This window comes from Exiguobacterium profundum, assembly GCF_042652865.1.
Classification (GTDB): Bacteria; Bacillota; Bacilli; order Exiguobacteriales; family Exiguobacteriaceae; genus Exiguobacterium; species Exiguobacterium profundum.
In genome coordinates this window covers 167579-190579 of sequence record NZ_JBHSHG010000003.1, presented here as the reverse complement: position 1 = coordinate 190579, position 23001 = coordinate 167579, and the positions used below count along the sequence as shown (strand labels likewise).

The window sequence follows — 23001 nt, the reverse complement described above, 5'->3', positions numbered from 1 at the left end:
CTGCCCTTTTGACTTATAAGCTATTGCTTTGATTTTCTACGTTGCTGTCGCTCTCTGTTGAAGCATCGTCATCTGAAGAAGAAGTATCATCATGGTGTGGACCGTGTCCATGACGACCACCTTCACGTCCACCTCGCATACCACGAATATCTTCCAAGTCATCGTAACTTGTCACATCGGCAAACCGTTCTTCGTGATCCGCAAGAATTTGATCGGCTCCTTCTTGCGTCAAGTTCCCTTCTTCCACAGCGGTTGCGAGTTTTTCTTCATGCGACGTCATGATGGCGTCGATGAACGCTTCAATTGAAATGCCTTTTTCTTCTGCGAGTTCAGGGAGAGATTGCCCGTTTTCACGAGCCGCATCCACTTCTTCTTCCGTTAAACCGAGCGCTTCGATGAGAGCGGCATGACCTGCTTCCCGGTCACCGAACATACCAGGACCTCGTTCACCACGTTCGCATTGTGTGGATTCCGTCGTTGGTGATTCATCAGTCGTCGTGTCATTCGTCGCGGCATATACGCCTGTGCCTGAGACGGCCAATAGACCGGCTAAGGCGATCGCTAGTTTTGTTGATTTCATGTGTATCTCCTCCTTTGTTACTTCAATTGTAGGACTGAAGGCGTTAGAAGTTGTGAGGGAGTTGCAAGATTTCTGCAAATTGTCTTTGGGAAACGGTGGGACGTTCGATGGGTACGATATAATGGAGGTGGAGGCGATATGAGATGAACGTACTCGTTGTGGAAGATGAACTAAAACTGGCGGACGGCATGTCCCGCTTTTTAACATATTCCGGATTTGAGGTGACCGTGGCGATGACTTTGAGTGAGGCGAAGCAACAGTTACATCAACGGTTTGATGCGGTCTTATTGGATGTCCGTCTCCCTGACGGAGAAGGCTGGACCTTGATTCCGACATTGAAAGCGCAACAGCCCGCACCTGCTATTATCCTGACGACGGCTCGTGGTGAGGCGGATGATCGTGTGTTCGGATTGGAACTTGGCGCAGACGATTATTTAGTCAAACCCATCGTTTTAAAAGAGTTGGAGATTCGACTGAAACGTCTCGTCAAACAAACCGATATGATTCAATTTGGAACGCTCACCATCGACGTCAAATCGAGAATGGTACAAGAGAACGGACATCCGCTTCGATTAACGAACAAAGAGTATGAGTTGTTACTGTATCTTTGGAAACATGTCGGGGATGCGTTAGACCGGAACCGTTTGCTCGATGAGGTGTGGGACTACGCATTCGTCGGAGATACACGAACGGTCGACACCCACATTAAACAACTGCGTGACAAATCGCCGACCTTGAAAGAACAGTTGAAGACGGTGCACCGGGTCGGTTATCGATTAGAGGAACTGTCATGAATCGATTAATGAAGAAGTTACTTTGGACGGCCATTCTACCACTTGCAGTGATGGCACTTTTAACATTCGGACTCACGTCATTATTGATTGGACGCTTCGCAGAAGAGGAGACGTACGCACAATTGGAGCGCGAGGCGGCGATTGTGTATGAAGCCATTCAAGAGGGCCGTGGAATCCCAGGGCAACTTGACGTGCTTGTATTTCAAAATGGGCAGCGTATCGAGTTCGAACGAGGCGGACGGATGCATCGCATGATGCCAATCAACCTCGATCCGAATGATTTAGAGATTCAGGACGAAGTGAGCGTGAATGGGACTCGTTTCTTGACGTATCTGAAAGAAGAAGGGGACATTCAAATCGTGACGTATAGTCCCGTTCCGTTTTCAAATCCACAATTCCAGCAAATCTACCTCATCTTAGCGGGTGGGTTTATTCTGGCCCTACTTGTCGCAATCGCTGTCACGTATTGGATGAGTCGTCGGCTCACGCAACCGCTCGTCGAGTTGAAACAAGCGACCGCATCCATTATGGAGGGGCGACACGATATTAGCTTGCCGAGCGTGACGAACGATGAGATTGGGGATTTGACCGTCACCATCGGACAGATGAACACATCACTTCAAGAAAAAGAGGCGCTTCAAAAATCATTTATCTCTGGGGTCACACACGATGTGCGTACACCGCTCGCTATCGTTCGAAACGAGGCGGAACTATTAGAGCTCGGTGTCGTCCATGAAACAGAGATGGCCACAACCGGTAAAAGCATTACCGAGGAAGTGGACCGGATTGACCGACTCGTCAATCAGATGCTCGAATACTCTAAATTGTCCGCAGGTTCGATTCCCCTTGAAATGGAATCGATTCAACTGGATGAATTGGTTCGTCGGTTGACGCCACGCATGTCTGAGTGGTTCCGACAAAAAGACGTGACACTCGACCTCCGACTCGAAACGGTATCAATCCAAGCTGATCGATTGGCGATGGAACGAGTGCTCTCGAATTTCATAAGCAATGCGTATGAGGCGAGCCCTGTCGGGGGAAGAATCACTATCACTCTAACCCCGAAGCGATTAGAAGTGACCGATGAAGGAAACGGGGTTGATCCTTCCATTCAGCATGCGATATGGGATATGTATGTGAAAGGAGATCGCTCCAACGGCCATGGTTTAGGTCTCGCTATCACGAAATTACTTCTTGACGCACAAGGACTTTCTTACGGGGTCGATTCAGATAAGGGGGCGACGTTTTGGATCGGATGGACATGACTTTATTTTTACGAGGGGTACGGTTAGAGAGGGAACGCATTCATTCAACGGGTTATCCGTACTCGTTACCAATCTTTCAGACACTCGATGAACTGACGTTTCATCATCCTATCACGTTTCTTGTTGGAGAGAACGGGAGCGGGAAATCGACGTTGATTGAAGGGATGGCGGTGGCGGCCGGATTCAATCCGGAAGGCGGAGCGCCGTCCTTCCAATTCGAAACAGAGTCGACACATAGCTCGTTGTATGAGGCGTTGCGTCCGATTCGAGGGCCGTATCGACCAAAGGATGGCTTTTTCTTACGCGCCGAGACGGCATACCAGCTGTCGAGTTATGTGGACGAAATGGCGAAATCAGGTCCTGATCTTGAACGATTTTATGAGTCGTATGGTGGGCGTTCTCTTCATGAACAATCACACGGTGAAGCGTTTCTCTCCCTCATGCTACACCGATTTCGTGGAGATGGTCTCTACATTTTGGATGAGCCAGAGGCCGCATTGTCACCGATGCGCCAACTGACGATGCTCGCGCGCATGCATGAACTCGTACAATCCGGCAGTCAATTCATCATTGCGAGCCACTCCCCCATCTTGATGTCGTATCCAGGTGCGATAATTTTGCAAGTGGAGACGGGGCTTACTCCGACAGCGTTTGATGATCTGGAACATGTCAAGGTCATGCGTGACTATTTGGATGCGCCAGAGCGGATGCAGCGAATCTTGTTTGAAGAGTAAAAACCGGTCACGATGTAAGCGGTTTACTTTTTATGTTGACGTCAAGATTTATAGGGAGTATGCTTATATCGAAAAGAAGAAAATCCACTTTAGGATTGTTACTGGTGATGCAGGCAAAACCTAAATTGACGCCACGACTGTATGTTGGACGTTGGTGTGAATTTAGGTTTTTTTCTTTTTAGTTCAGTCGAATGAGAGTGAGGTGAGGAGACCATGCAGATTTCAAAAGTGTTCAATAATAACGTCGTAGCAATTGATGCGAACGGTCAAGAACAGGTCGTGATGGGGCGCGGGATTGCATTTCAAAAACGGCCAGGCGATCCGATTGACCAGACGCGAATCGAAAAAATCTTTACGCTCGAGAGTAAAGAAAGTTATGAGCGTTTCGTTCACTTTTTAAATGAAATGCCGACGGATGAGATGGAGACGGTGAAACAGATTGTCAGATTAGCCGAAGAGCGATTAAAACAACCTATTCATGATTCGCTCTACGTGACGCTAGCGGACCACCTTCATTTCGCGCTTAGTCGGTATCAGGATGGAATCCAGATTCGTAACCCTCTCGTTTGGGAAGTGAAACGATTTTATGCTCCGGAGTTCGCTGTCGGCAAAGAAGCGGTAAAATTGATCAATGAGCGGCACGAGGTCAACCTGGATGAAGATGAGGCCGTTGCGATTGCCTTACATCTCGTCAATGCGACGATGTCTGGCGTGAAAGGTGAAAACCTGCATCTCGTAACGGAGATGACAAAAGCCACCCAAGCCATTTTGACCATTATCACGTATCATTTTCAAATCGAGCTGGATGAAGAGTCATACGCCTATTCTCGATTTCTGACTCATTTAAAGTACTTTGTGCAGCGCCTCGCATCGGGGGAAAAGGTCAAGTCCACAGGTGACGAAACCTTGTTCTTGATGGTGAAGCAGAGATATCCGGAAGCGTTCGAATGCGTTGAAAAAATCGCTGGATTGATCGCGACGAAATATCGTTATGATGTATCGATGGACGAACGGCTGTATATGATGATTCATATCGAAAACTTAATGAAAGAACGTCGATCCTAAGGATGGTTACTGATGACGCAGGCCAAACCTAAATGACTACACCTTTATTTGTGTAGTGATTTAGGTTTTTCTTTTTATCCAAAAACATGAGGAGTGAACAAGATGGACCAATATAAACAACTGGCAGAGACGATTGTGCAGCATGTCGGTGGGAAAGATAACGTCAAAAGTGTCTTTCACTGTGCGACACGACTGCGTTTCAAATTAAAAGATGAATCAAAGGCAAATGCGACTACGCTGAAGGAACAAGATGGCATCATCACGGTCGTTCAAAGTGGAGGACAATTTCAAGTCGTCATCGGGAACAATGTACCATACGTCTACAAAGAGGTTGTCGATGTTGGTGGTTTCCAGACATCTTCGACTGATGATGAAGAAAAATCAGGAGTATTCAACCGATTGATTGATGTGATTGCTGGAATCTTTACGCCGATTCTCGGACCGATGGCAGGTAGTGGTCTGTTGAAAGGGTTACTCGCCATCCTTGTCGCGTTTGGATTATTGACAGAAGAAATGGGCACATATGTCGTCTTGAATGCCGCGGCGGATGCACTATTTTACTTCCTACCCGTGATCTTAGGACATTCGGCGGCTAAGAAATTTGGTGGGAACCCGTATATTGGGATGATTATCGGTGGGGCGCTTGTCTATCCATCGATTGTGGCCATTCAAGGAGCCGGGGAGGCCTTGACGTTCCTCAATGTGCCTGTCGTCTTAATGAGTTATGCGTCTTCGGTTATCCCGATTATTTTGGCGACATACGTTTCTTCAAAAGTCGAAACATTCTTTAACCGTCATACGCATGAAGCTGTACGAAACTTCACAACACCGATGATGGCGTTGTTACTCGTTGTCCCGTTGACGTTTTTAGCAATTGGACCGGTTGCGACGTATGCGAGTCAAGGTTTAGCGAATGGTTACTCGTTCTTGTATGAGTTGAGCCCAACCATCGCCATCGCGTTCATCGGTGCGTTCTGGCAAGTGCTTGTCATGTTCGGTCTCCATTGGGGACTTGTACCAATTATCATCAATAACTTATCGGTTGTCGGTACGGATACGATTGTTGTCGGTGTATTGATGGCCACGTTCGGTCAAGTAGGGGCAGTTCTAGCGATTACCTTAAAAGCCAAAAATCCGAAAGTGAAAGGGTTAGGAACATCTTCCACGATTGCAGGTGTGTTTGGAATTACGGAGCCGGCTATCTATGGCTTGACGCTTCCCCGTAAAAAACCATTTGTGTTTGGGGTTGTGGGTGGAGCGGCTGGTGGTGTCGTAGGAGGTTTGTTCGGTACGGCGGCTTATGCGATGGGAGGCCTCGGAATCTTTAGCATCCCAGTCATGATTCCTCCAACGGGTGTCGATTTAGCCTTCTATGGAGCATTTATCGGAATGGCGGTTGCAACAGTAGTCGCTCTCGTCTTGACGATGGTCTTCCACAAAGAAGAAACGACCGTCGAGTCGACAGAAAAAGTGGTTGTACAATCAATCTCTGAACAAGTCGGCTTTCCTGTATCGGCTCCATTGAAAGGAGAAGTCGTGTCGCTTGAAACGGTTCGTGATGAAGTGTTCTCAAGCGGGGCGATGGGGAAAGGGATTGCGATTATGCCTTCAGAAGGCGCGGTATATGCACCGTTTGACGGAGAAATCGTCACGGTCTATCCATCGAAGCATGCAATCGGTCTTCGATCTGATGCAGGTGTGGAAGTATTGATTCACATTGGATTAGATACGGTCAAGCTAAATGGACAGTATTTTGAAACGGTCGTTACGGACGGTCAGAAAGTGACAGAAGGAGAACTGCTTGTCCGATTCGATATAGATGCCATCGCTCGTGAAGGGTATGACACCATCACCCCGATTATCGTAACAAACACCGAACATTATCTCGATGTCTTACCGGTTTACACAGGTGTGGTTGAAGCCAATCATGGCGTATTGCGTGTCATTGTATAACAAAGGAGGAGACAGTATGAAACAAGTATCAAGTGAATTTCTATGGGGCGGGGCTACTGCGGCCAATCAGTTAGAAGGTGGTTATCAAGAAGGTGGTAAAGGACTTTCGATTGCTGACGTGATGCCAGGCGGAAAACAGCGAATGAAGATTATCCATGATCCGACGTTTGATTTTGAATTACATGAAGAGTATTCATACCCGAACCATGAAGGAATCGACTTCTATCATCGTTATAAAGAAGATATTGCCCTCTTTAAGGAAATGGGATTCAAGACGTTCCGCATGTCAATTGCGTGGTCACGAATTTTCCCGAACGGAGATGAAGTGGAACCGAATGAGGAGGGACTCCAATTCTATGATCGTGTGATCGATGAATTAGTCGCCCAAGGCATTGAACCACTCGTGACCATCTCCCACTATGAGATGCCCCTACATCTTGCGAAGCATTATGGAGGATGGCGAGACCGTCGCTTAGTCACATACTTTGAACGATACAGTCGTGTCTTGTTCGAACGTTATAAAGGGAAGGTCAAATACTGGTTGACGTTCAACGAAATCAACGGGGCACAGTTCATGCCGATGCTCAGTCTAGGGATTGCGGTTCGGGAAGAAGAGAATACGTTACAGCTCACCTATCAAGGATTGCATCACCAACTGGTCGCAAGTGCCCTTGCGACAAAGGCGGCCAGAGAGATTGACCCATCGATGCAAATCGGATGTATGCTCATTGCGGCTCCGGTTTATCCGTATAGTTCAAACCCGGATGATGTTTGGTATGCTCACGATGCAGAACGGATGATGAACTTCTTCTGCGGAGACGTCCATGTACGCGGCAAATATCCGAGCTTTGCGAAACGATTCTTCCGAGACAATGGCATTGAACTCGCTATGGAAGATGGCGACCTTGATATCCTCAAAGAGAATACTGTCGACTTCTTCTCACTCAGTTACTACATGTCGCGCACTGAAAAGGCTGAAAAAGGTCAGGATGAGGCGGAAGGTAATATTATGAGCGGGGTCAAGAATCCATACTTACAGGCGAGTGACTGGGGATGGGAAATTGATCCGACAGGACTCCGCGTCATCTTGAACAAGTTATATGAGCGTTATGAGCTCCCATTATTCATCGTTGAAAACGGGCTAGGTGCTTATGACAAAATTGAGTCGGACGGAACGATTCATGATGACTATCGCATCGATTACTTACGTGATCACTTGAAAGGGATGATGGATGCAATCGACGATGGAGTCGAAGTGATGGGATACACGAGTTGGGGGTGTATCGATTTAGTGAGTGCCTCGACAGGTGAGTACAGCAAACGGTATGGTTTCATTTACGTGGATCGACATGACGACGGTACCGGTACGTTAGAACGAAAACGGAAAGAGTCGTTCTTCTGGTATCAAGAGGTGATTCGTTCACAAGGTGCGAGCTTATACGAAGAAGAATCAGTCAAATGAAAAAGCGGCCTCGGCCGCTTTTTCATGCTTTCGTGATTTTTCGCAATAAGATGATCGCGAGACTAATGCCCCCAGCAATCAACATATACAAGATAATTTCCATCCAAGTGTTCATTCGTCATCTCCATCCGCAAAGATTGCGAGCTCCCCTTGTGGCATCGCGACCAACAGATAGGCGTCTCCACCAAGTGGTCTCGCGTCCCCTGCTTGCCAGCACTCAAAGTGTTCTTGATATCCATTGATGAAAAGAAGGGATCCGGATTCAAATTCCAGTTCGAGGTGGGGGTGTTCGTCACCGAGGCGTACTTGATGGATGCGCTCTCTTCTTAAGCGCATGAGCTGTTCGAGTTGTTCACCTTCGTCAAACGTATTTTGCGTCGCATGGACATGCCACGGTCCCTCAATGGAGATCCAAGATTCCAGTCCTTGACGACTGAAATAGAGAAGATGATGGTTCGGACCAGAACCGAAATCGATTCCGACAAAAGAAGAGGCGGTAAAGAGGTGATGCAAAATAGATGTCGCTTGTTCGTGCTCTGTGGTAGACACACCGTCACCTCACTTTAAAGAGTTGTTATCATTATCATTTCACGTTACCACGCTAAAGTAAACGAATCTAACTCAATCTAGAAAAGAAACTGTAGATGATTCGCAAAGTATAATTTTGATTTATTTCACATTTCTGTATACAAAAAAACGGACATTCACGATGAATGTCCGTTTTTTTTCAAACCTCATTATGCTTCGACAAAGGCAGCGCCGATCACACCCGCATCTCCTGACAATTGAGTGAGGCAGAGACGCGTTTTTCCACTAGCATGTGGATACATTTTATTCGAGACTGCTTGTTGTAATTCGTGCCAAAATAATGAGGCCGACATCATGACGCCGCCTCCTAATACAATCACATCAGGATCGACGGTATGAATGATGTTAGCTAGTCCGCTAGCCAGTTCCTCGACGAAGTGATGGCGGTACTCGTCATCTGATAATAGCGAAGGGACGTTTGTATATCCCTTTTCGCTTGCGCGACTCATGAGCGCGGTACCACTTGCGAGTGATTCGAGAGAGCCTCGATTCAGTACAGGGTGAACTGGTCCGTTCGAACGGATAATCATATTTCCGATTTCACCGGCACTGCCGTTCGCCCCTCGAATGATTTGATGTTTATAGACATAACCGCCACCGATTCCAGTGCTGACTGTTACATAAAAAACAGCATCGAATCCTTTTCCTGCTCCAAATTTAGCTTCTGCGAGAGCTGCTGCATTCGCATCGTTTTCAAGGGTGACAGAAAAGCCGAGGCGCTGTGTTAAAGGCTCAACGATTTTTTGATTGTGCCAATTCGGGAGGTTTGGAGGCGTTAAAAACATCCCTTGTTTCAAATCGAGTGGACCGGGAGCCACAATTCCAACATGCTGGATATCGAATTCAACATTGAATTGATTAATCGCAGTCTCAATAGATTGTAGTGTCTCTTCGAAAGGAAGTTGAGGCTGCGTGTTAAACGTGAGTTGTTTCAGTACTTCACCTTTGAGTGAAACAGCAGCAATCCGAGTGTTCGTCCCTCCTAAATCAATCCCGATTCGGACAGCTTGTTTTTCATCGGAAGGAACACCAGTCACTAGACAAATCGCTTCTCCCTCAATCAAGAACGACTCATTGGCCGGGAGAAGGAGTGTACCTCCCGTAGGTACTTCCATCTCATCAATGATTAATGTTCCTTGCACGACAGATAGTAACCGGAACGTGTCGGTCGAAATCTTTTCTTTCGCTGTAACATGCCATTTTTCCACGAAGAAGAATGGATTCTTCGTCAAACGTGTTCGAAAGTGATCGAGTTGACGGATTGGTTCCCTATAGCCAAGGTGAGGGACGAAAGAAGCGAGAATGCCCTTTTCTACGTGAAGTTCACGTGGACGACCGGTCGTCACATCCAGTCGCTCGTAATCGTATAGACGATAGGTTGTGTCCGAACTTTGTTGAATTTCCAGTACGCATACCCCTTTTGTCAATGCATGGACCGTTCCAGCTGGGACATAGAAAAAATCACCGGCATGAATCGATTTTCGTATCAAGCCGTGTTCCAAATCGCCTGTTTCAAGCGCTTTGTTGAAGTCTTCTGAGGTGGCATAGGAGTGACCGTAAATGAGTGTCGCATTTGCTGGAGCATCGAGAATATACCAACATTCATTTTTTCCATATGATTCGTTTTCGAGTTGTTCCGCTAACGAATCATCAGGATGAACTTGAATAGACAAATCATCGTTCGCATCAATCCATTTAATCAGTAGCGGAAACACGTCCGCTTTAATTTGAAACAACTCTGGATATTGTTGATAGAGTTCACGCAAAGAAAGACCAACGTAGGGTCCGGAAGCAACGGCTGAACTACCTTTTTCTAATGCAGAAGCCGTCCAAGCTTCACCGATCGAAGGGTCATTGAAATCGAAACCAAATTGCTTCAGACGCTCCCCTCCCCAAAGTCGCTGTTGATAGTGTGGTTTTAAAAGAATAGCGCTCATATCCTGTCCTCCTATTAATTTGATATACACTTATGAATTTAAAAACTAAACAAAGTTTAAATCAAGTATAGACATGAAATAAATCATGTGTATAATAAAACATGTAACCGATTTCAAATAAGGAGTGAGGACACATGAAGAAAATCTTATTAGCGTGTAGTTCAGGGATGTCGACGAGTTTACTCGTAACGAAGATGAAAGATCATGCCACATCAATCGGGGATGAGGCGAAGATTTGGGCAGTCGGTCAAGATCAGGTCGTAACCGAGATGGACGAGGCAGATGTGATTTTGATTGGTCCACAAATGCGTTTCTTGTTGGATAAATTGAAAGCGCAAACATCAACACCGATTGAAGTGATCGATATGATGGCATACGGCACGGCGAATGGAAAAGCTGCATACGAACAAGCGATGAAATTAATGGGGTGAACAACGTGGAACAGGTAGACGAGTTAACCTTGGAGCAAATGGCATTCATGATGATTTTGCACAGTGGCAATGCGAGAAGTACGATTCAGGAAGCGATTCAACTGTATAAAACGAGTTCTTATGAAACGTTCGAAGAAAAGATTGATGAGGCACGTGGACAATTAAAAGAAGCACATCAAACACACTTTTCACAAATCCAAAGAGAAGCGAATGGAGAAAAAACAGACGTCTCTTTATTGCTTCTTCATGCAGAGGACCATTTAATGTCTACGCAAACAATGCTTGATTTGACAGCGGGTTTGGTCGAAATGGTCGAACAAAAGATTGTAAATCCTAATCAAGAAGGGTGAATCATATGTCACAGGACAATAAGATGTTCAACATGATCAGTAAACTGCTCATGCCGATGGCGACCTATTTAAACAACAGTCGCTATTTACAAGTATTGCGAGATGCATTCATGCTCGCTTTCCCGATTACCATGTTTGGGTCAATCATCGTCGTCATTGCAAACCTGCCGTTCCTCGACCGTTTCATGTCCGAGAGTACACTCAGTGTATTTAAAACATCACTCGGAAACGCACCATCTGCAACGATGGGGATTATGTCTATCTTTGTCGTCTTCGGTATCGGGTATTATCTATCGAAAAGTTATCAAGTCGAGGCTGTCTTCGGAGGAGCGATCTCGCTCGTGTCTTTCCTTCTCTTAACGCCTTTCTTGATTGAAGTTGACGGTATGTCAGAGGCAGTCGGGAATGTCCTTCCGTTGGATCGCCTTGGAGCGAAAGGGATGTTCCTTGCGATGATTACCGGATTCCTGTCCGGTGAGATTTATCGATTTGTCGTTCAAAAGAACTGGACGATTAAGATGCCGGATGGAGTACCGCCAGCTGTTGCGAAATCATTCTCAGCACTTGTTCCTGCATTATTAACCTTGACTGTATTTTTAACATTCAACATCATCGTGACGAACTTATTCAATACGAATCTTCATGACGTCATTTTCAACGTCGTTCAGCAACCACTTGTGACATTGGGGAATGGTCTCATTCCAACGTTGATTGCAATCTTCTTCGTTCAGCTATTTTGGTTCTTCGGACTTCACGGTCAGGTCATCGTCAACTCGGTGATGGACCCGATTTGGAACACATTATCTGTGGAGAACTTGACGGCTTATACCTCGACTGGAGATGTTCCGAACATTATCAGTAAACAGTTCATTGAAATTTACACGGTAGGGCTTGGTGGTTCCGGATCTACACTTGCTGTCGTCGTGGCTATCTTGTTGTTCTTGAAATCGAAACAGTTGAAACAAATCGGGAAACTATCCCTCGGACCTGGACTATTCAACGTAAACGAGCCGGTCATCTTCGGACTTCCAATCGTTATGAACCCGCTCATCATGATTCCTTGGATTGTCGCACCGCTCGTGACGGTAACGGTCACATATTTCGCGATGTCGACAGGCTTAGTCCCACCACCAACGGGTGTCGCTGTTCCATGGACTGTCCCAATGTTCTTGAGTGGTATCATGGCGACGAACTCGCTTGCCGGAGGTCTTCTTCAAATCGTGAACTTCTTCATTATTTTGGCGATTTGGTTCCCGTTCTTGAAATTTATCGACCGCATGAACTTGAAAAAAGAGTTAGAAGAATCAACAGATAAACAAGAAGCAGTGTAAACAAATAGAGAAAATAGAAATAAGGGAGAGATAAAAGATGACGAACCCGACACAAACACGAATGAAAGAGCAAAAGACCTATCAATTTCCGACAGATTTTTGGTGGGGAACGGCTTCCTCTGCTACACAGATGGAAGGTGCTGCTTTTGAAGGTGGAAAAGGATTGAATATCTGGGATTACTGGTACATGCAAGAGCCGAATCGCTTTTTCAATGGCGTGAGCGCAACAGAGGCCTCAAACTTCTATCATTTGTATGAAGAAGATATCGCATTGATGAAAGAACTCGGGCATAACACGTTCCGTTTCTCCATTTCATGGTCACGTCTTTTTCCACAAGGTGTCGGGGAAGTAAATGAAGAGGCAATCACATTTTATAACAATGTCATCAATTGCTTAATCGATCATGGTATCGAACCGTTCATCAATCTGTATCACTTCGATATGCCGATGGCGCTTCAAGAACAAGGTGGTTGGGAATCACGGGAAGTCGTGGAGGCATATGTCACCTTTGCGAAGACATGCTTTGAGTTGTTTGGTGACCGCGTCGAGAAGTGGTTCACGCATAATGAACCGATTGTACCGGTAGAGGGTGGATATTTATATGATTTTCATTATCCAAACGTTGTTGATTTCAAGCGAGCTGTCCAAGTAGCGTACCACTCGATCTTATCGAGTGCGAAGGCAATCGAAGCGTATCGTGACATGGGACAATCTGGGCAAATCGGGATCATCTTAAATCTGACACCCTCATATCCGAGAAGTCAGCACCCAGCTGATTTGAGCGCAGCGCGCATTGCTGATGCGATGTTCAATCGCTCGTTCCTCGATCCATCTGTTTTAGGCACGTTCCCTCAAGAACTAGTAGAAGTGCTGAAGTCTGAAGATGCGATGCCACAGATGGAAACAGGCGATCTTGAACTCATTCGAGAACATACAGTCGACCTGCTTGGCATCAACTATTACCAGCCGCGTCGCGTGAAAGCAAAAGCATCACTGCCGAATCCGGACGCACCATTCTTACCGGAAAACTTATTTGATTTTTATGAGATGCCTGGACGTAAAATGAATCCATATCGTGGATGGGAAATTTACGAAAAAGGAATCTATGATATATTAATCAATCTAAAAGAAAACTATGGTAATATTCCATGCTTCATTTCAGAGAATGGAATGGGTGTCGAGGGTGAAGAGCGTTATCGTGACGAGAACGGAAGTGTCCAAGACGATTATCGAATTGATTTCATTCGCGAACATCTGAAATGGATGCATCAAGCGATTGAAGAGGGTTCGAACGTAAAAGGCTATCATCTTTGGACGTTCATGGACAATTGGTCATGGAGCAATGCTTATAAAAATCGCTATGGATTTGTAGGTATTGACTTAGATACGCAACAGCGTACTGTAAAAAAATCAGGGCACTGGTTTAAACAGTTGATTGACGCTAATGGTTTTACAGAATAATGAAGTAAGCTGACAAAGACTACTCTTTGTCAGCTTTTTTTGATATATTGTACATATATGTCTATACATGAGGTGCTATATGTCTACTAAGAAAAAACCGAAATATGAAACCATTGCTGATGAAATTCGTAAAAGAATTATTGAACACGTTTATCCGCTAGAACATGCATTACCTGATGAAATCCATTTGGCCCAAGAGTTTGGGGTGAGCCGAATGACGATGAAACGTGCGCTTGAGATTCTCGTCATGGAAGGGCTGATTTATCGTAAACGTGGTAAAGGAACATTCATTTTACAGTCGAGCTTCCAAAAAGATCGCATCAACGTGATTAGTAAAGAAACGAGAGGGCTGACTCAAGTAATCGGAGATCGCTCGTTACGAAGTGAAGTCCTGAATTTTGAGGTAAAGTTTCCGTGTCAGGAAGTCGCCAATCATCTCATGATTGAGCTGACAGAACCGGTCTATGAAATACGTCGTGTGCGTTACGTAGACGATGAGCCGTATGTCATCGAATTGACGTACATGGTTGCTAACCTCATTACAGGAATCACACGTGAAATTTTGGAAAAATCCGTGTATGCGTATATTCAAGAAGATCTGGGTTATACGATTACAAGCTCGCATAAAGTGATTCGAGCAGATAAACCGGATGAGTACGACCAAGCTTACTTGAAGAATGATATCACTGAACCGATTATCGAAGTCGAGCAAGTGGTCTATTTAAGTAACGGGAAACCGTTCGAGTATTCGTTTGCCCGTCATCGATACGATAAATTTGTGTTTTCATCGGTCAATATTGTGAAGTAAAAGTCGCCGCGATGGCGACTTTTTCGTAAGGAGGACCCATCGTGGATGTGAAAATTGAACAAGCAGGATACGAGATAAACGAGCCCGTCATCCAAGACATTTCGTTTGATGTACGGGCAGGTGAGATTTTAGGGGTGATTGGGTCGAATGGTGCGGGAAAAACGACCACCATCGCCTGTCTTACCGGAACGATTCCTTGGATGAAGGGAACGGTCGAGATGGAACGCTATGCGTTTATCCCGGAACAACCCGTCTACTATGATTATTTGACGCTATCTGAACATATTGCACTCGTCCAAGAATTAACGGGAATCGATTCAACAGAAAAAACGGAGGAGTTGCTACAGCTATTCCGGTTAGAGCATGTGACCGATCGGTATCTCTCCTCTTTTTCAAAAGGGATGAAACAGAAGGCGATGATTCTATTGGCGCTCATTCAAGAAGCGCGGGTATTGATTGTCGATGAACCATTTATCGGATTGGATGCGACGACGACGATTCAGTTACTTCGACTGTTAGAAGCGGAGCGTACGAGGGGGGCAAGTGTCTTATTAGTCACACACGTTCTTGATACGGCCGAGCGATTATGCGACCGATTCGTATGGATTGATGATGGACAACTGCTCGCGAGTGGGACGAAAGTGGAGATTCGTGAAGCGCTCGATACAGAGGGGATGACCTTGTTTGACATGATGGAAGATGTGGCGATGCGATGATTGCGAAACGATTGTTTTGGATGCGTGTCTCCCGGTACATAAAACAGCAATGGAAGACGGTCCGATTGATTGTCGACTGGACGATTTTTTTATACGGTGTCCTTCCTCTTCTCATATGGGCAGGCTATTCCTACTGGCAAGTCTGGGAAGGGAACTTCCCCTGGTTAGGTGACATCCCTTATTTTCTCTGGGCACTTCTGATTGGATGGTTCATGTGGCAAGACCGTATGTTTGTCTGGATTGAGCGTGCCGATCTCATCCTTGTGTCAAACCGGAGCATGATTCGGGATTTAAAAAGGTATTCGGTTTGGTATCAACTTACGCAACACGTGATTCAATATGGATGCTATCTGCTGTTGCTTGCACCGATTCTATACGTAAAAGGAAGGGACGTGGGCGAGATTCTCACGTTTGGGGCTGCACTTTTTCTACTCGCTTGGTGTCACGTATGGGTCCAGTATCATCTACGTCTCCGACACGCCCATCTCATGAAGCGATTTTTAATCGTACTCCTTGCTTTTGTAGGCGTGTATGCGTTATTGATTGAGTCGATATTGCTTAGTGTGTTGATCGGAAGCATCATGGTCACATTTGCGTTATACGTAGGGGAAGGATGGGTGTCGAAACATCCGAGTGTCGGTCGAGAAATTGAAATCGGAGAACGTGAGCGTGCCTCATTCGATCGTGTCCTGTTGACGACGTCAGGAGCCATCGAGAAGACGAGTGAGCGGAAACGTCCCCTGTATCGACCGAGACCGAATCGCTTCGGCACCGTCAGACGGACGATGGCACTCCTTATGTACTTTAGAACGCCGAGTCATCGGAATTTATGGTTTCGACTCATTCCGCTCGGGATCACGAGCGTGATTCTTCTCCCAAGTTGGTTCAAACTAGTGGTTCCGATTTATCTGTTGTATGTCGCCTATCAAGAACAGACGTCGTTCACGAGAGAAATGGAGCGACATCCATTCTTTCAATCCATTCAAGAAAGAGGTTCATCATGAACGAACAGCAGTATGAGCAACTGTTACAAATCGAGACGGCCAAACCTCAGCAAGGATTCCCGTCCTCAGCCGAGTATAACCGTTATGAACCGACTCCTTACGAAGCACTCGATTTGCTTCGGGATGCGTATCCGTTAGAGTCCACAGATACCATCGTGGATTTCGGTTCAGGAAAAGGACGTCTGCCGTTCTATTTAGCGTATACGTTTCGTGTCAGGGCAATCGGTGTCGAGATGGACGGTGGATTTCATGAGGAGGCACTTCAAAATTGGATGAGCTATACGAAGAAACATCGTAATCGGGGAAGTGTTCAATTGGAACAGGGATTCGCGGAGGGATTCATGATTCCACCGGATGCGAATCGATTCTACTTCTTTAATCCGTTCTCGGTGAACGTCTTCCGCCAAGTGATTGCCAACATCATCGAATCTGTTGAAACGGTTCCTCGCCCGGTCGATGTGATTTTATATTATCCGGCGGATGAGTACCTCCATTATTTGAACGACGAGACGCCTTTTCAGTACGTACAAACGGTGCGATTGCCGCTGAAGAATCTTCATGAGCGATTTTTGATTTATCGGTTTGATATGATGGAGTCATCTTGGTAATGGAGGAGTGAGCACGATGAAAAAGAAAGACATTTTAGAAGCGTATCGTTGGCGTCAAGCGACGAAAGCGTTCGATGCGGATCGTAAAATCAAAGAAGAGGACATGGAGTTCATTTTAGAGACGGGACGTCTTTCGCCGAGTTCGTTCGGATTCGAGCCATGGCAATTCGTCGTGGTGCGTCGGGAAGATTTACTCCAAAAGATTAAAGATCATGCATGGGGAGCGCAAGGTCAGGCACTGACTGCCAGTCACTTTGTATTGATCCTCGCAAGAACACCGAAAGCCATGCGTTACGATTCGGACTATATTCGTCATATCGTGACGGGTGTACAGGGCCGGACGGAAGAAGAATACGCACAGCGCGTGAAACGGGTACAGGAGTTCCAGGAGGACGACTACCGTCTCTTAGACGATGAGCGTGTCTTCCAGGAATGGATCAAGCGTCAGACATATATTCCGCTCGGAAACATGATGACGGCTGCCGCACAAATCGAGATCGATTCATGCCCAATTGAAGGGTTCAATCAAGAGGAAATCGATGAGTTGCTCATCTCAGAAGGTGTGATGGAACGTGGGGAATGGTCACTTTCAGTCATGGTCGCATTTGGGTATCGAGCGCGCGACTTTGCACCGAAAACACGTCGTGATTTTAACGAAGTCGTCAAATATATCGGATGAAAAAAAGGTCAATCGCCTCAGCGATTGACCTTTTTGAATTATTTCCAGTCTGTGATGCGGTCGACTGGGAAACGGACTGATGGGTAACCTTCTTCGGCTGCTTTCCCGATAGAGAGAAGCATGACTGGGAGGTAACGCTCTTTGTCGAGACCGAACGCTTCAGCGATGTTCGCTTTATCATATCCACCGATTGGGTTTGTGTCATATCCGTGTGCGCGTGCGACGAGCATAAGCTGCATCGCAACGAGACCTGAATCGAGCATGATGCTATCTTTGATCATTTCTTTCGGTGCATCTTTGAAGATGCCTTTGATCATGTCGACTTGACGGTCACGGACCTCAGCCGGCATCATACCGCGCTCTACTGCTGTATCGAAAATCTCTTCTGTGTAATCTGCCATCTGATAGTCGGCGAAGAGTGCGATCACAGCTGAAGATGTTTCCACTTGGCGTTTGTTGAAGCTTGCGAGCGGGAGGAGTGTTTCTTTTCCTTCTGCGCTATCGATGACGACGAAGCGCCATGGCTGTAAGTTAAGGGATGAAGGAGCTGTTGTCGCTTCTTCAAGAATTTGTGTCATTTCTTCTTTTGAAATTTTGACGTTCTCATCGTATACACGAATCGATCGGCGTCCTTTGACAATCTCCATAAAGTCTTTTTGTGTGGCAGTGTTCATATTGTAGTCTTCCTTTCATGGTCAATAGTATCTTGTAACATCGTGAGTGATGCTAATAACTGTTGTTGATCCTCTACCTTCATGTTGACAAAAAGTCGGTCCGTTAAGCACTCTTTTTGCTCAGTCCAATGTGCAATTTGTTCACGACCATCGTCTGTCAACTCAACATAGATGACACGGTTGTCTTGTTCACAGCGTCTCCGCGTGATGAGTCCTTGTGTCTCTAACTGTTTCAAGTGTCGGGTGATGGCGGCATGGTCGACATCGACGCGCTGTTGCAATTCACGTTGCCGCAATGGACCGACGTGATACAAGTTGCTCAAAATGTCGTAGCGACTCAAGCTGAGCCCGTCCATTTCAGAGTCGAATAATTGCCCTAATTCTTTTTGTACAGTGATGATGTGATAGAGAATTTGATCACGAAGCGAGCAAGAATCTCGCATGCACATCGCCTCCTCAAATCATTGATGACTCAATCATTGATGGGTCACACAATGTATAGTAAACCCATCCTGACGATATTTCAAATAAAAAGTTTTAAAAAATGGGTTGTCAAACTGTTATATAATAGTCTATATTATAACCAACTGATATATAACAATGATTAAAGGAGGATGTGAACGCTTGGAACACTATGAACGACTAAATACGTATCATATTCATGAGAAACTGATTGAACTTGTGAATAAAAACGTTCTTGAACCCCATGAAATCAATGATTTTTGGGAAGGGGTCGAATCGCTTCTTGAGCGTTTCATTCCAGTGAATCAGACACTTCTGGAGCAGCGCAAGACATTCGAGCGATTGTTACAGGAGTGGTACAGTCGTCAAGACGAAGTCGATCCAACCGAGTACGAGACATTTTTAACATCGATCGGCTATATCGAACCGGTAGTCGAAGATTTTCAAATCGACGTGTCGAATGTCGATCGCGAAATCGCTCATCAAGCGGGACCGCAACTCGTCGTACCGTTAGACAATGCCAGATATGCACTCAATGCCGCCAATGCCAGATGGGGGAGTCTCTACGACGCCCTTTATGGGACGGACATGATTGACGAGGCAGACGGCATGGAAAAGGGGCGAACATATAATCCTGTTCGCGGAAATGAAGTCATTCGGTTAGCTAAACAGTTTTTGGATGACACGTTCCCACTGTCGTCCGGGTCACACAGAGACGTATCACGATATGTCGTTCGTGACGACGTCGCCTACGCGGTGATTGGAGACGAGGAGCATTTATTCGCTTATGATTCCTTCGTCGGTTATACCGGCGAACCGAACGAGTTGAAGACATTGATGCTCCAGCACCATGCCTTGCACGTCGAACTTCAATTCGACCGCGAACATCCAGTCGGCAAAGTCGATCCTGCTGGACTGATGGACATCGAGCTTGAATCAGCCCTCTCCGCTATTGTGGATTGCGAAGACTCGGTCGCAGCCGTTTGTGCAGAAGACAAAGTTCATCTGTATCGTAATTGGCTCGGTCTAATGGATGGGACGCTTGAAGCCTCGTTCCAAAAAGACGGGAAGCGACTCTCTCGGCGTTTAAACGAAGACAAGCGTTTGATTGGAAAAGGTGGGGTGGAAGTCGTCCTCCCAGGACGCGCGCTCTTGTTCATTCGGAACGTTGGACACTTGATGACGACGGACTTGATTCTTGATGCAGAAGGTCGCGAGGTACCAGAGGGGATCGTTGATGCCATCTTTACTTCATTGATTGCAAGTCGCCATCTTCATCGTCGTCTCAACTCTCGGGAAGGATCGATTTACATCGTCAAGCCGAAAATGCACGGCTCTGAAGAAGTGGCATTCACCAATGTTTTGTTTGATGCCGTGGAAAATCTGCTGGACCTTCCTCGCTATACGTTAAAAGTCGGCGTGATGGATGAAGAAAGACGAACGTCGCTCAACTTGAAAAATTGTATCGCGCAAGTAAAAGAACGGGTCGTCTTCATCAACACGGGCTTCCTTGACCGGACGGGAGACGAGATTCATTCTTCGATGACGCTCGGACCGATGCGTCGGAAGGGAGAAATGAAGACGTCACCTTGGCTCGCTGCATATGAACGGTTAAATGTATCGATCGGTCTCGAGAGTGGGTTCCATCATCAAGCACAAATCGGAAAAGGGATGTGGGCGATGCCCGATCGGATGCAGGACATGATGCGTGAAAAAATGGCACATGTACGGTCCGGGGCAACGACGGCATGGGTGCCTTCACCGACCGCGGCGACGCTCCATGCGATGCACTATCATCAACTTGATGCTTTTGATGTACAGCGAGAATTGTTGAAACAGCCTGTTTTAAAACATGAACGACAACAGCTCCTTGAGATTCCACTCGCGACGCGCATCTATTCGCAAGAAGAGATCAAAGAAGAGCTTGAGAACAATTTGCAAGGATTGCTCGGGTACGTCGTTCGTTGGGTCGAACAAGGTGTCGGTTGTTCGAAAGTGCCGGATATTCACCATGTCGGACTGATGGAAGACCGGGCGACACTCCGAATTTCGAGCCAACACGTGGCCAACTGGTTGCATCACGGCATTTGTTCAGCAGAACAAGTCGAGGTCACCCTTTATCGGATGGCACGAGTCGTCGATGAGCAAAACGAGTCAGACTCGAATTACCGGCCGATGACACCGAACGTCGATCAATCGATTGCCTATCAGGCTGCCCACGAACTTGTATTTCATGGGTTGAAACAACCGAACGGGTACACGGAACCAATCTTGCATCGTCGTCGCCGTGAATTTATGGAACGTCAAACTGTGGAGTTAAACCTTAAAGGAGGAACCTCATCATGACAACGAAAAAAATGGAAAGCGAACAGTTGATTGAACGTTGGGTCGTCCGCCGCATCGTATCTGGAGAATCGACAGCATCTTTGGCGAATACGGCATTCGTATACGGCAACGACTTGATGCGTCTCGTCTTGGACCGGACAGATGGGTCGCTCCAAATCATGAAAGAGCCGATCGATGAAGTTGTCGTTTTCCGCAAGCCGGAAGATCGGGACGAAGAAAATGTTTGCCGTTGCTGCGGGATGGAACATTCGACGTTCAAGGCAGCGTTGGAGTGTTGTGCTTACCTTGACTAAACCATTTATTTCGCATCATCTGTTATATAACAAATTAAATTTATTGAATTTAATATAATACAGGAGGGTATATTGATGAAAAAACGCGAAGAATTGGTGAACAGCTGGAAGTCAGAACGATTTGAAGGGGTAGAACGTCCATACTCTGTAGAAGACGTCATGAAATTACGAGGGTCTATCGTAATTGAACAGACACTTGCGAAAAAGGGAGCGGAACGCCTGTGGCAACTGATGCACGAGCGTGACTACGTCCATGCACTCGGTGCGTTGACAGGGAACCAGGCGATTCAGCAAGTGAAGGCAGGACTCGAAGCCATCTATTTGAGTGGTTGGCAAGTAGCGGCGGATGCGAACTTGTCAGGTCACATGTATCCGGACCAGAGTCTATATCCGGCCAACTCGGTGCCAAGTGTCGTCAAACGAATCAACCAAGCGCTTCAACGTGCTGACCAAATTCAAACGGCAGAAGGGAAAGGCGACACGCATTGGTTCGCACCGATTGTCGCGGATATGGAAGCCGGTTTTGGTGGGGTACTCAACGTATTCGAACTGACGAAGGCAATGATTGAAGCGGGGGCAGCCGGCGTTCACCTTGAAGACCAGCTCTCGTCTGAGAAGAAATGTGGTCACCTCGGTGGGAAGGTGTTACTCCCGACGCAGACGGCTGTGAAAAACTTGATTTCGGCTCGACTCGCGGCAGACGTCATGGGTGTCCCGACAATCATCGTAGCGCGGACAGATGCGCACGCGGCGAACTTGATCACGAGCGACATCGACCCAATCGATCATCCGTTCATCATTGGAGAGCGTACGCCGGAAGGCTTCTATCGTACGGAAGCTGGTATCGAGCAAGCAATCGCTCGTGGGCTCGCTTATGCACCGTATGCAGACCTCGTCTGGTGTGAGACGTCCGAACCAGATTTGGCAGAGGCACGTCAATTTGCCGAAGCGATTCATGCGAAGTATCCAGGTAAACTTCTCGCTTACAACTGCTCGCCATCGTTCAACTGGAAGAAGAAGCTGTCAGACGAAGAGATCGCCACGTTCCAACAAGAAATCGGCGCAATGGGATACAAGTTCCAGTTCGTTACACTCGCTGGATTCCACGCGCTCAACTTCGGCATGTTTGAGCTCGCACGCGGTTACAAAGATCGTGGCATGGCGGCGTACTCGGAGTTACAGCAAGCAGAATTTGCGGCTGAAGTACATGGTTACACGGCGACACGTCATCAGCGTGAAGTCGGAACGGGTTACTTCGATGAAGTCTCGCTCGTCATCTCAGGTGGACAATCATCAACGACAGCGCTCGCAGGTTCGACCGAGACTGAACAGTTTGAAACACCGTTGCATTGAGCGATGCCCCTCGACAAGAGGGGTTTTTGTGTCCAAATTTGGAACACCTGCATCCTGTTCACTTAAATGTGACGTATTTCACATTTTTGTTGTCGAACTCTTGCTA

23 protein-coding genes are annotated in these 23001 nt (G+C 46.6%); 18 read left to right on the top strand and 5 right to left on the bottom strand.

The genetic code is table 11. The features are described from left to right. Positions 1-13 precede the first annotated feature (13 nt). Positions 14-580: a hypothetical protein gene (locus ACFO4U_RS11735; protein ID WP_215244239.1), complete on the bottom strand. Its 567-nt coding sequence runs from the start codon at positions 578-580 to the stop codon at positions 14-16. A gap of 143 nt (positions 581-723) precedes the next feature. On the opposite strand from ACFO4U_RS11735, the gene ACFO4U_RS11730 reads away from it, so the two are divergent. The 6 genes from ACFO4U_RS11730 (at position 724) to ACFO4U_RS11705 (ending at position 7853) form a co-directional block, all read left to right on the top strand. Then, positions 724-1374 (top strand): response regulator transcription factor, encoded by a 651-nt coding sequence (locus ACFO4U_RS11730; RefSeq protein ID WP_215244240.1) that lies wholly within the window; start codon positions 724-726, stop codon positions 1372-1374. Next, positions 1371-2639 carry a sensor histidine kinase gene (locus tag ACFO4U_RS11725; RefSeq protein ID WP_215244241.1) on the top strand — a complete coding sequence of 423 codons (1269 nt, stop codon included), beginning with the start codon at positions 1371-1373 and terminating at the stop codon, positions 2637-2639. The genes ACFO4U_RS11730 and ACFO4U_RS11725 overlap by 4 nt, the downstream gene beginning before the upstream one ends. Then, a complete protein-coding gene (locus tag ACFO4U_RS11720) occupies positions 2630-3373 on the top strand; it encodes an AAA family ATPase (RefSeq protein ID WP_215244310.1) in 744 nt (247 codons plus the stop codon). The genes ACFO4U_RS11725 and ACFO4U_RS11720 overlap by 10 nt, the downstream gene beginning before the upstream one ends. 213 nt (positions 3374-3586) lie before the next feature. After that, complete coding sequence (gene licT, locus ACFO4U_RS11715) at positions 3587-4438, top strand: BglG family transcription antiterminator LicT (RefSeq protein WP_215244242.1); 852 nt, start codon at positions 3587-3589, stop codon at positions 4436-4438. Between the two features lie 102 nt (positions 4439-4540). Beyond that, positions 4541-6391 carry a beta-glucoside-specific PTS transporter subunit IIABC gene (locus ACFO4U_RS11710; RefSeq protein WP_215244243.1) on the top strand — a complete coding sequence of 617 codons (1851 nt, stop codon included), beginning with the start codon at positions 4541-4543 and terminating at the stop codon, positions 6389-6391. Positions 6392-6407: 16 nt separating this feature from the next. Beyond that, entirely contained in the window at positions 6408-7853 is a 1446-nt protein-coding gene (locus ACFO4U_RS11705) for a glycoside hydrolase family 1 protein (protein WP_074035082.1), read from the top strand. Positions 7854-7964: 111 nt separating this feature from the next. Here ACFO4U_RS11705 and ACFO4U_RS11700 read toward each other — a convergent pair whose 3' ends face one another. Beyond that, positions 7965-8402: a hypothetical protein gene (locus ACFO4U_RS11700; RefSeq protein WP_047795794.1), complete on the bottom strand. Its 438-nt coding sequence runs from the start codon at positions 8400-8402 to the stop codon at positions 7965-7967. Between the two features lie 188 nt (positions 8403-8590). Continuing rightward, on the bottom strand, positions 8591-10378 hold the full coding sequence (locus ACFO4U_RS11695) for a type I phosphomannose isomerase catalytic subunit (protein ID WP_215244244.1): 1788 nt from the start codon (positions 10376-10378) through the stop codon (positions 8591-8593). A gap of 134 nt (positions 10379-10512) precedes the next feature. Here ACFO4U_RS11695 and ACFO4U_RS11690 point away from each other — a divergent pair, with 134 nt between their 5' ends. The 9 genes from ACFO4U_RS11690 to ACFO4U_RS11650 all read left to right on the top strand — a co-directional run bounded on the left by ACFO4U_RS11690 (position 10513) and on the right by ACFO4U_RS11650 (position 17767). Then, positions 10513-10809, top strand: a complete 297-nt coding sequence (locus tag ACFO4U_RS11690; RefSeq protein ID WP_015880368.1) for a PTS sugar transporter subunit IIB — start codon at positions 10513-10515, stop codon at positions 10807-10809. 5 nt (positions 10810-10814) lie between these two features. Then, positions 10815-11159: a PTS sugar transporter subunit IIA gene (locus tag ACFO4U_RS11685; RefSeq protein WP_041917964.1), complete on the top strand. Its 345-nt coding sequence runs from the start codon at positions 10815-10817 to the stop codon at positions 11157-11159. A 23-nt stretch (positions 11160-11182) separates the two neighbouring features. Further along, positions 11183-12490: a PTS cellobiose transporter subunit IIC gene (gene celB / locus ACFO4U_RS11680; protein ID WP_041918122.1), complete on the top strand. Its 1308-nt coding sequence runs from the start codon at positions 11183-11185 to the stop codon at positions 12488-12490. A 37-nt stretch (positions 12491-12527) separates the two neighbouring features. After that, positions 12528-13952: a glycoside hydrolase family 1 protein gene (locus tag ACFO4U_RS11675; RefSeq protein WP_078146061.1), complete on the top strand. Its 1425-nt coding sequence runs from the start codon at positions 12528-12530 to the stop codon at positions 13950-13952. 79 nt (positions 13953-14031) lie between these two features. Beyond that, the gene (locus ACFO4U_RS11670) at positions 14032-14760 is read left to right on the top strand and encodes a GntR family transcriptional regulator (protein ID WP_074035076.1); all 729 of its coding nucleotides are present in this window, start codon (positions 14032-14034) and stop codon (positions 14758-14760) included. Positions 14761-14801: 41 nt separating this feature from the next. Then, on the top strand, positions 14802-15476 hold the full coding sequence (locus ACFO4U_RS11665) for an ABC transporter ATP-binding protein (RefSeq protein WP_078146062.1): 675 nt from the start codon (positions 14802-14804) through the stop codon (positions 15474-15476). Then, on the top strand, positions 15473-16480 hold the full coding sequence (locus ACFO4U_RS11660; RefSeq protein WP_214691359.1) for an ABC transporter permease: 1008 nt from the start codon (positions 15473-15475) through the stop codon (positions 16478-16480). The genes ACFO4U_RS11665 and ACFO4U_RS11660 overlap by 4 nt, the downstream gene beginning before the upstream one ends. Further along, the gene (locus tag ACFO4U_RS11655; RefSeq protein ID WP_211781939.1) at positions 16477-17088 is read left to right on the top strand and encodes a class I SAM-dependent methyltransferase; all 612 of its coding nucleotides are present in this window, start codon (positions 16477-16479) and stop codon (positions 17086-17088) included. The genes ACFO4U_RS11660 and ACFO4U_RS11655 overlap by 4 nt, the downstream gene beginning before the upstream one ends. A 16-nt stretch (positions 17089-17104) precedes the next feature. Then, a complete protein-coding gene (locus ACFO4U_RS11650; RefSeq protein WP_078146065.1) occupies positions 17105-17767 on the top strand; it encodes an NAD(P)H-dependent oxidoreductase in 663 nt (220 codons plus the stop codon). Positions 17768-17805: 38 nt separating this feature from the next. Here ACFO4U_RS11650 and ACFO4U_RS11645 read toward each other — a convergent pair whose 3' ends face one another. Both ACFO4U_RS11645 and ACFO4U_RS11640 read right to left on the bottom strand, forming a co-directional pair. Continuing rightward, entirely contained in the window at positions 17806-18441 is a 636-nt protein-coding gene (locus ACFO4U_RS11645; protein ID WP_015880377.1) for a nitroreductase family protein, read from the bottom strand. After that, a complete protein-coding gene (locus tag ACFO4U_RS11640) occupies positions 18438-18884 on the bottom strand; it encodes a MarR family winged helix-turn-helix transcriptional regulator (RefSeq protein ID WP_078146066.1) in 447 nt (148 codons plus the stop codon). Before ACFO4U_RS11640 ends, ACFO4U_RS11645 begins: the two co-directional genes overlap by 4 nt. 181 nt (positions 18885-19065) lie before the next feature. Between ACFO4U_RS11640 and ACFO4U_RS11635 the strand changes: the two genes are divergently transcribed. The 3 genes from ACFO4U_RS11635 (at position 19066) to aceA (ending at position 22895) form a co-directional block, all read left to right on the top strand. Continuing rightward, positions 19066-21249 carry a malate synthase G gene (locus ACFO4U_RS11635; protein WP_380081286.1) on the top strand — a complete coding sequence of 728 codons (2184 nt, stop codon included), beginning with the start codon at positions 19066-19068 and terminating at the stop codon, positions 21247-21249. Further along, positions 21246-21542, top strand: coding sequence for a hypothetical protein (locus ACFO4U_RS11630; RefSeq protein WP_031424308.1), 297 nt, complete (start codon positions 21246-21248; stop codon positions 21540-21542). The genes ACFO4U_RS11635 and ACFO4U_RS11630 overlap by 4 nt, the downstream gene beginning before the upstream one ends. A gap of 75 nt (positions 21543-21617) precedes the next feature. Then, positions 21618-22895, top strand: coding sequence for an isocitrate lyase (aceA, locus tag ACFO4U_RS11625; protein WP_215244246.1), 1278 nt, complete (start codon positions 21618-21620; stop codon positions 22893-22895). Positions 22896-23001 lie beyond the last annotated feature (106 nt).

Excerpts from the sequence above, each read along its gene's own strand:
- ACFO4U_RS11720 (WP_215244310.1), top strand. The coding sequence starts at position 2,630 with ATGGACATGACTTTATTTTTACGAGGGGTACGGTTAGAGAGGGAACGC.
- ACFO4U_RS11645 (WP_015880377.1), bottom strand. The coding sequence starts at position 18,441 with ATGAACACTGCCACACAAAAAGACTTTATGGAGATTGTCAAAGGACGC.
- ACFO4U_RS11670 (WP_074035076.1), top strand. The coding sequence starts at position 14,032 with ATGTCTACTAAGAAAAAACCGAAATATGAAACCATTGCTGATGAAATT.
- ACFO4U_RS11660 (WP_214691359.1), top strand. The coding sequence starts at position 15,473 with ATGATTGCGAAACGATTGTTTTGGATGCGTGTCTCCCGGTACATAAAA.
- ACFO4U_RS11650 (WP_078146065.1), top strand. The coding sequence starts at position 17,105 with ATGAAAAAGAAAGACATTTTAGAAGCGTATCGTTGGCGTCAAGCGACG.
- ACFO4U_RS11640 (WP_078146066.1), bottom strand. The coding sequence starts at position 18,884 with ATGCGAGATTCTTGCTCGCTTCGTGATCAAATTCTCTATCACATCATC.
- ACFO4U_RS11695 (WP_215244244.1), bottom strand. The coding sequence starts at position 10,378 with ATGAGCGCTATTCTTTTAAAACCACACTATCAACAGCGACTTTGGGGA.
- aceA (WP_215244246.1), top strand. The coding sequence starts at position 21,618 with ATGAAAAAACGCGAAGAATTGGTGAACAGCTGGAAGTCAGAACGATTT.
- ACFO4U_RS11725 (WP_215244241.1), top strand. The coding sequence starts at position 1,371 with ATGAATCGATTAATGAAGAAGTTACTTTGGACGGCCATTCTACCACTT.
- ACFO4U_RS11675 (WP_078146061.1), top strand. The coding sequence starts at position 12,528 with ATGACGAACCCGACACAAACACGAATGAAAGAGCAAAAGACCTATCAA.
- ACFO4U_RS11630 (WP_031424308.1), top strand. The coding sequence starts at position 21,246 with ATGACAACGAAAAAAATGGAAAGCGAACAGTTGATTGAACGTTGGGTC.
- ACFO4U_RS11710 (WP_215244243.1), top strand. The coding sequence starts at position 4,541 with ATGGACCAATATAAACAACTGGCAGAGACGATTGTGCAGCATGTCGGT.
- ACFO4U_RS11690 (WP_015880368.1), top strand. The coding sequence starts at position 10,513 with ATGAAGAAAATCTTATTAGCGTGTAGTTCAGGGATGTCGACGAGTTTA.
- ACFO4U_RS11705 (WP_074035082.1), top strand. The coding sequence starts at position 6,408 with ATGAAACAAGTATCAAGTGAATTTCTATGGGGCGGGGCTACTGCGGCC.
- ACFO4U_RS11730 (WP_215244240.1), top strand. The coding sequence starts at position 724 with ATGAACGTACTCGTTGTGGAAGATGAACTAAAACTGGCGGACGGCATG.
- ACFO4U_RS11735 (WP_215244239.1), bottom strand. The coding sequence starts at position 580 with ATGAAATCAACAAAACTAGCGATCGCCTTAGCCGGTCTATTGGCCGTC.
- ACFO4U_RS11655 (WP_211781939.1), top strand. The coding sequence starts at position 16,477 with ATGAACGAACAGCAGTATGAGCAACTGTTACAAATCGAGACGGCCAAA.
- licT (WP_215244242.1), top strand. The coding sequence starts at position 3,587 with ATGCAGATTTCAAAAGTGTTCAATAATAACGTCGTAGCAATTGATGCG.
- celB (WP_041918122.1), top strand. The coding sequence starts at position 11,183 with ATGTTCAACATGATCAGTAAACTGCTCATGCCGATGGCGACCTATTTA.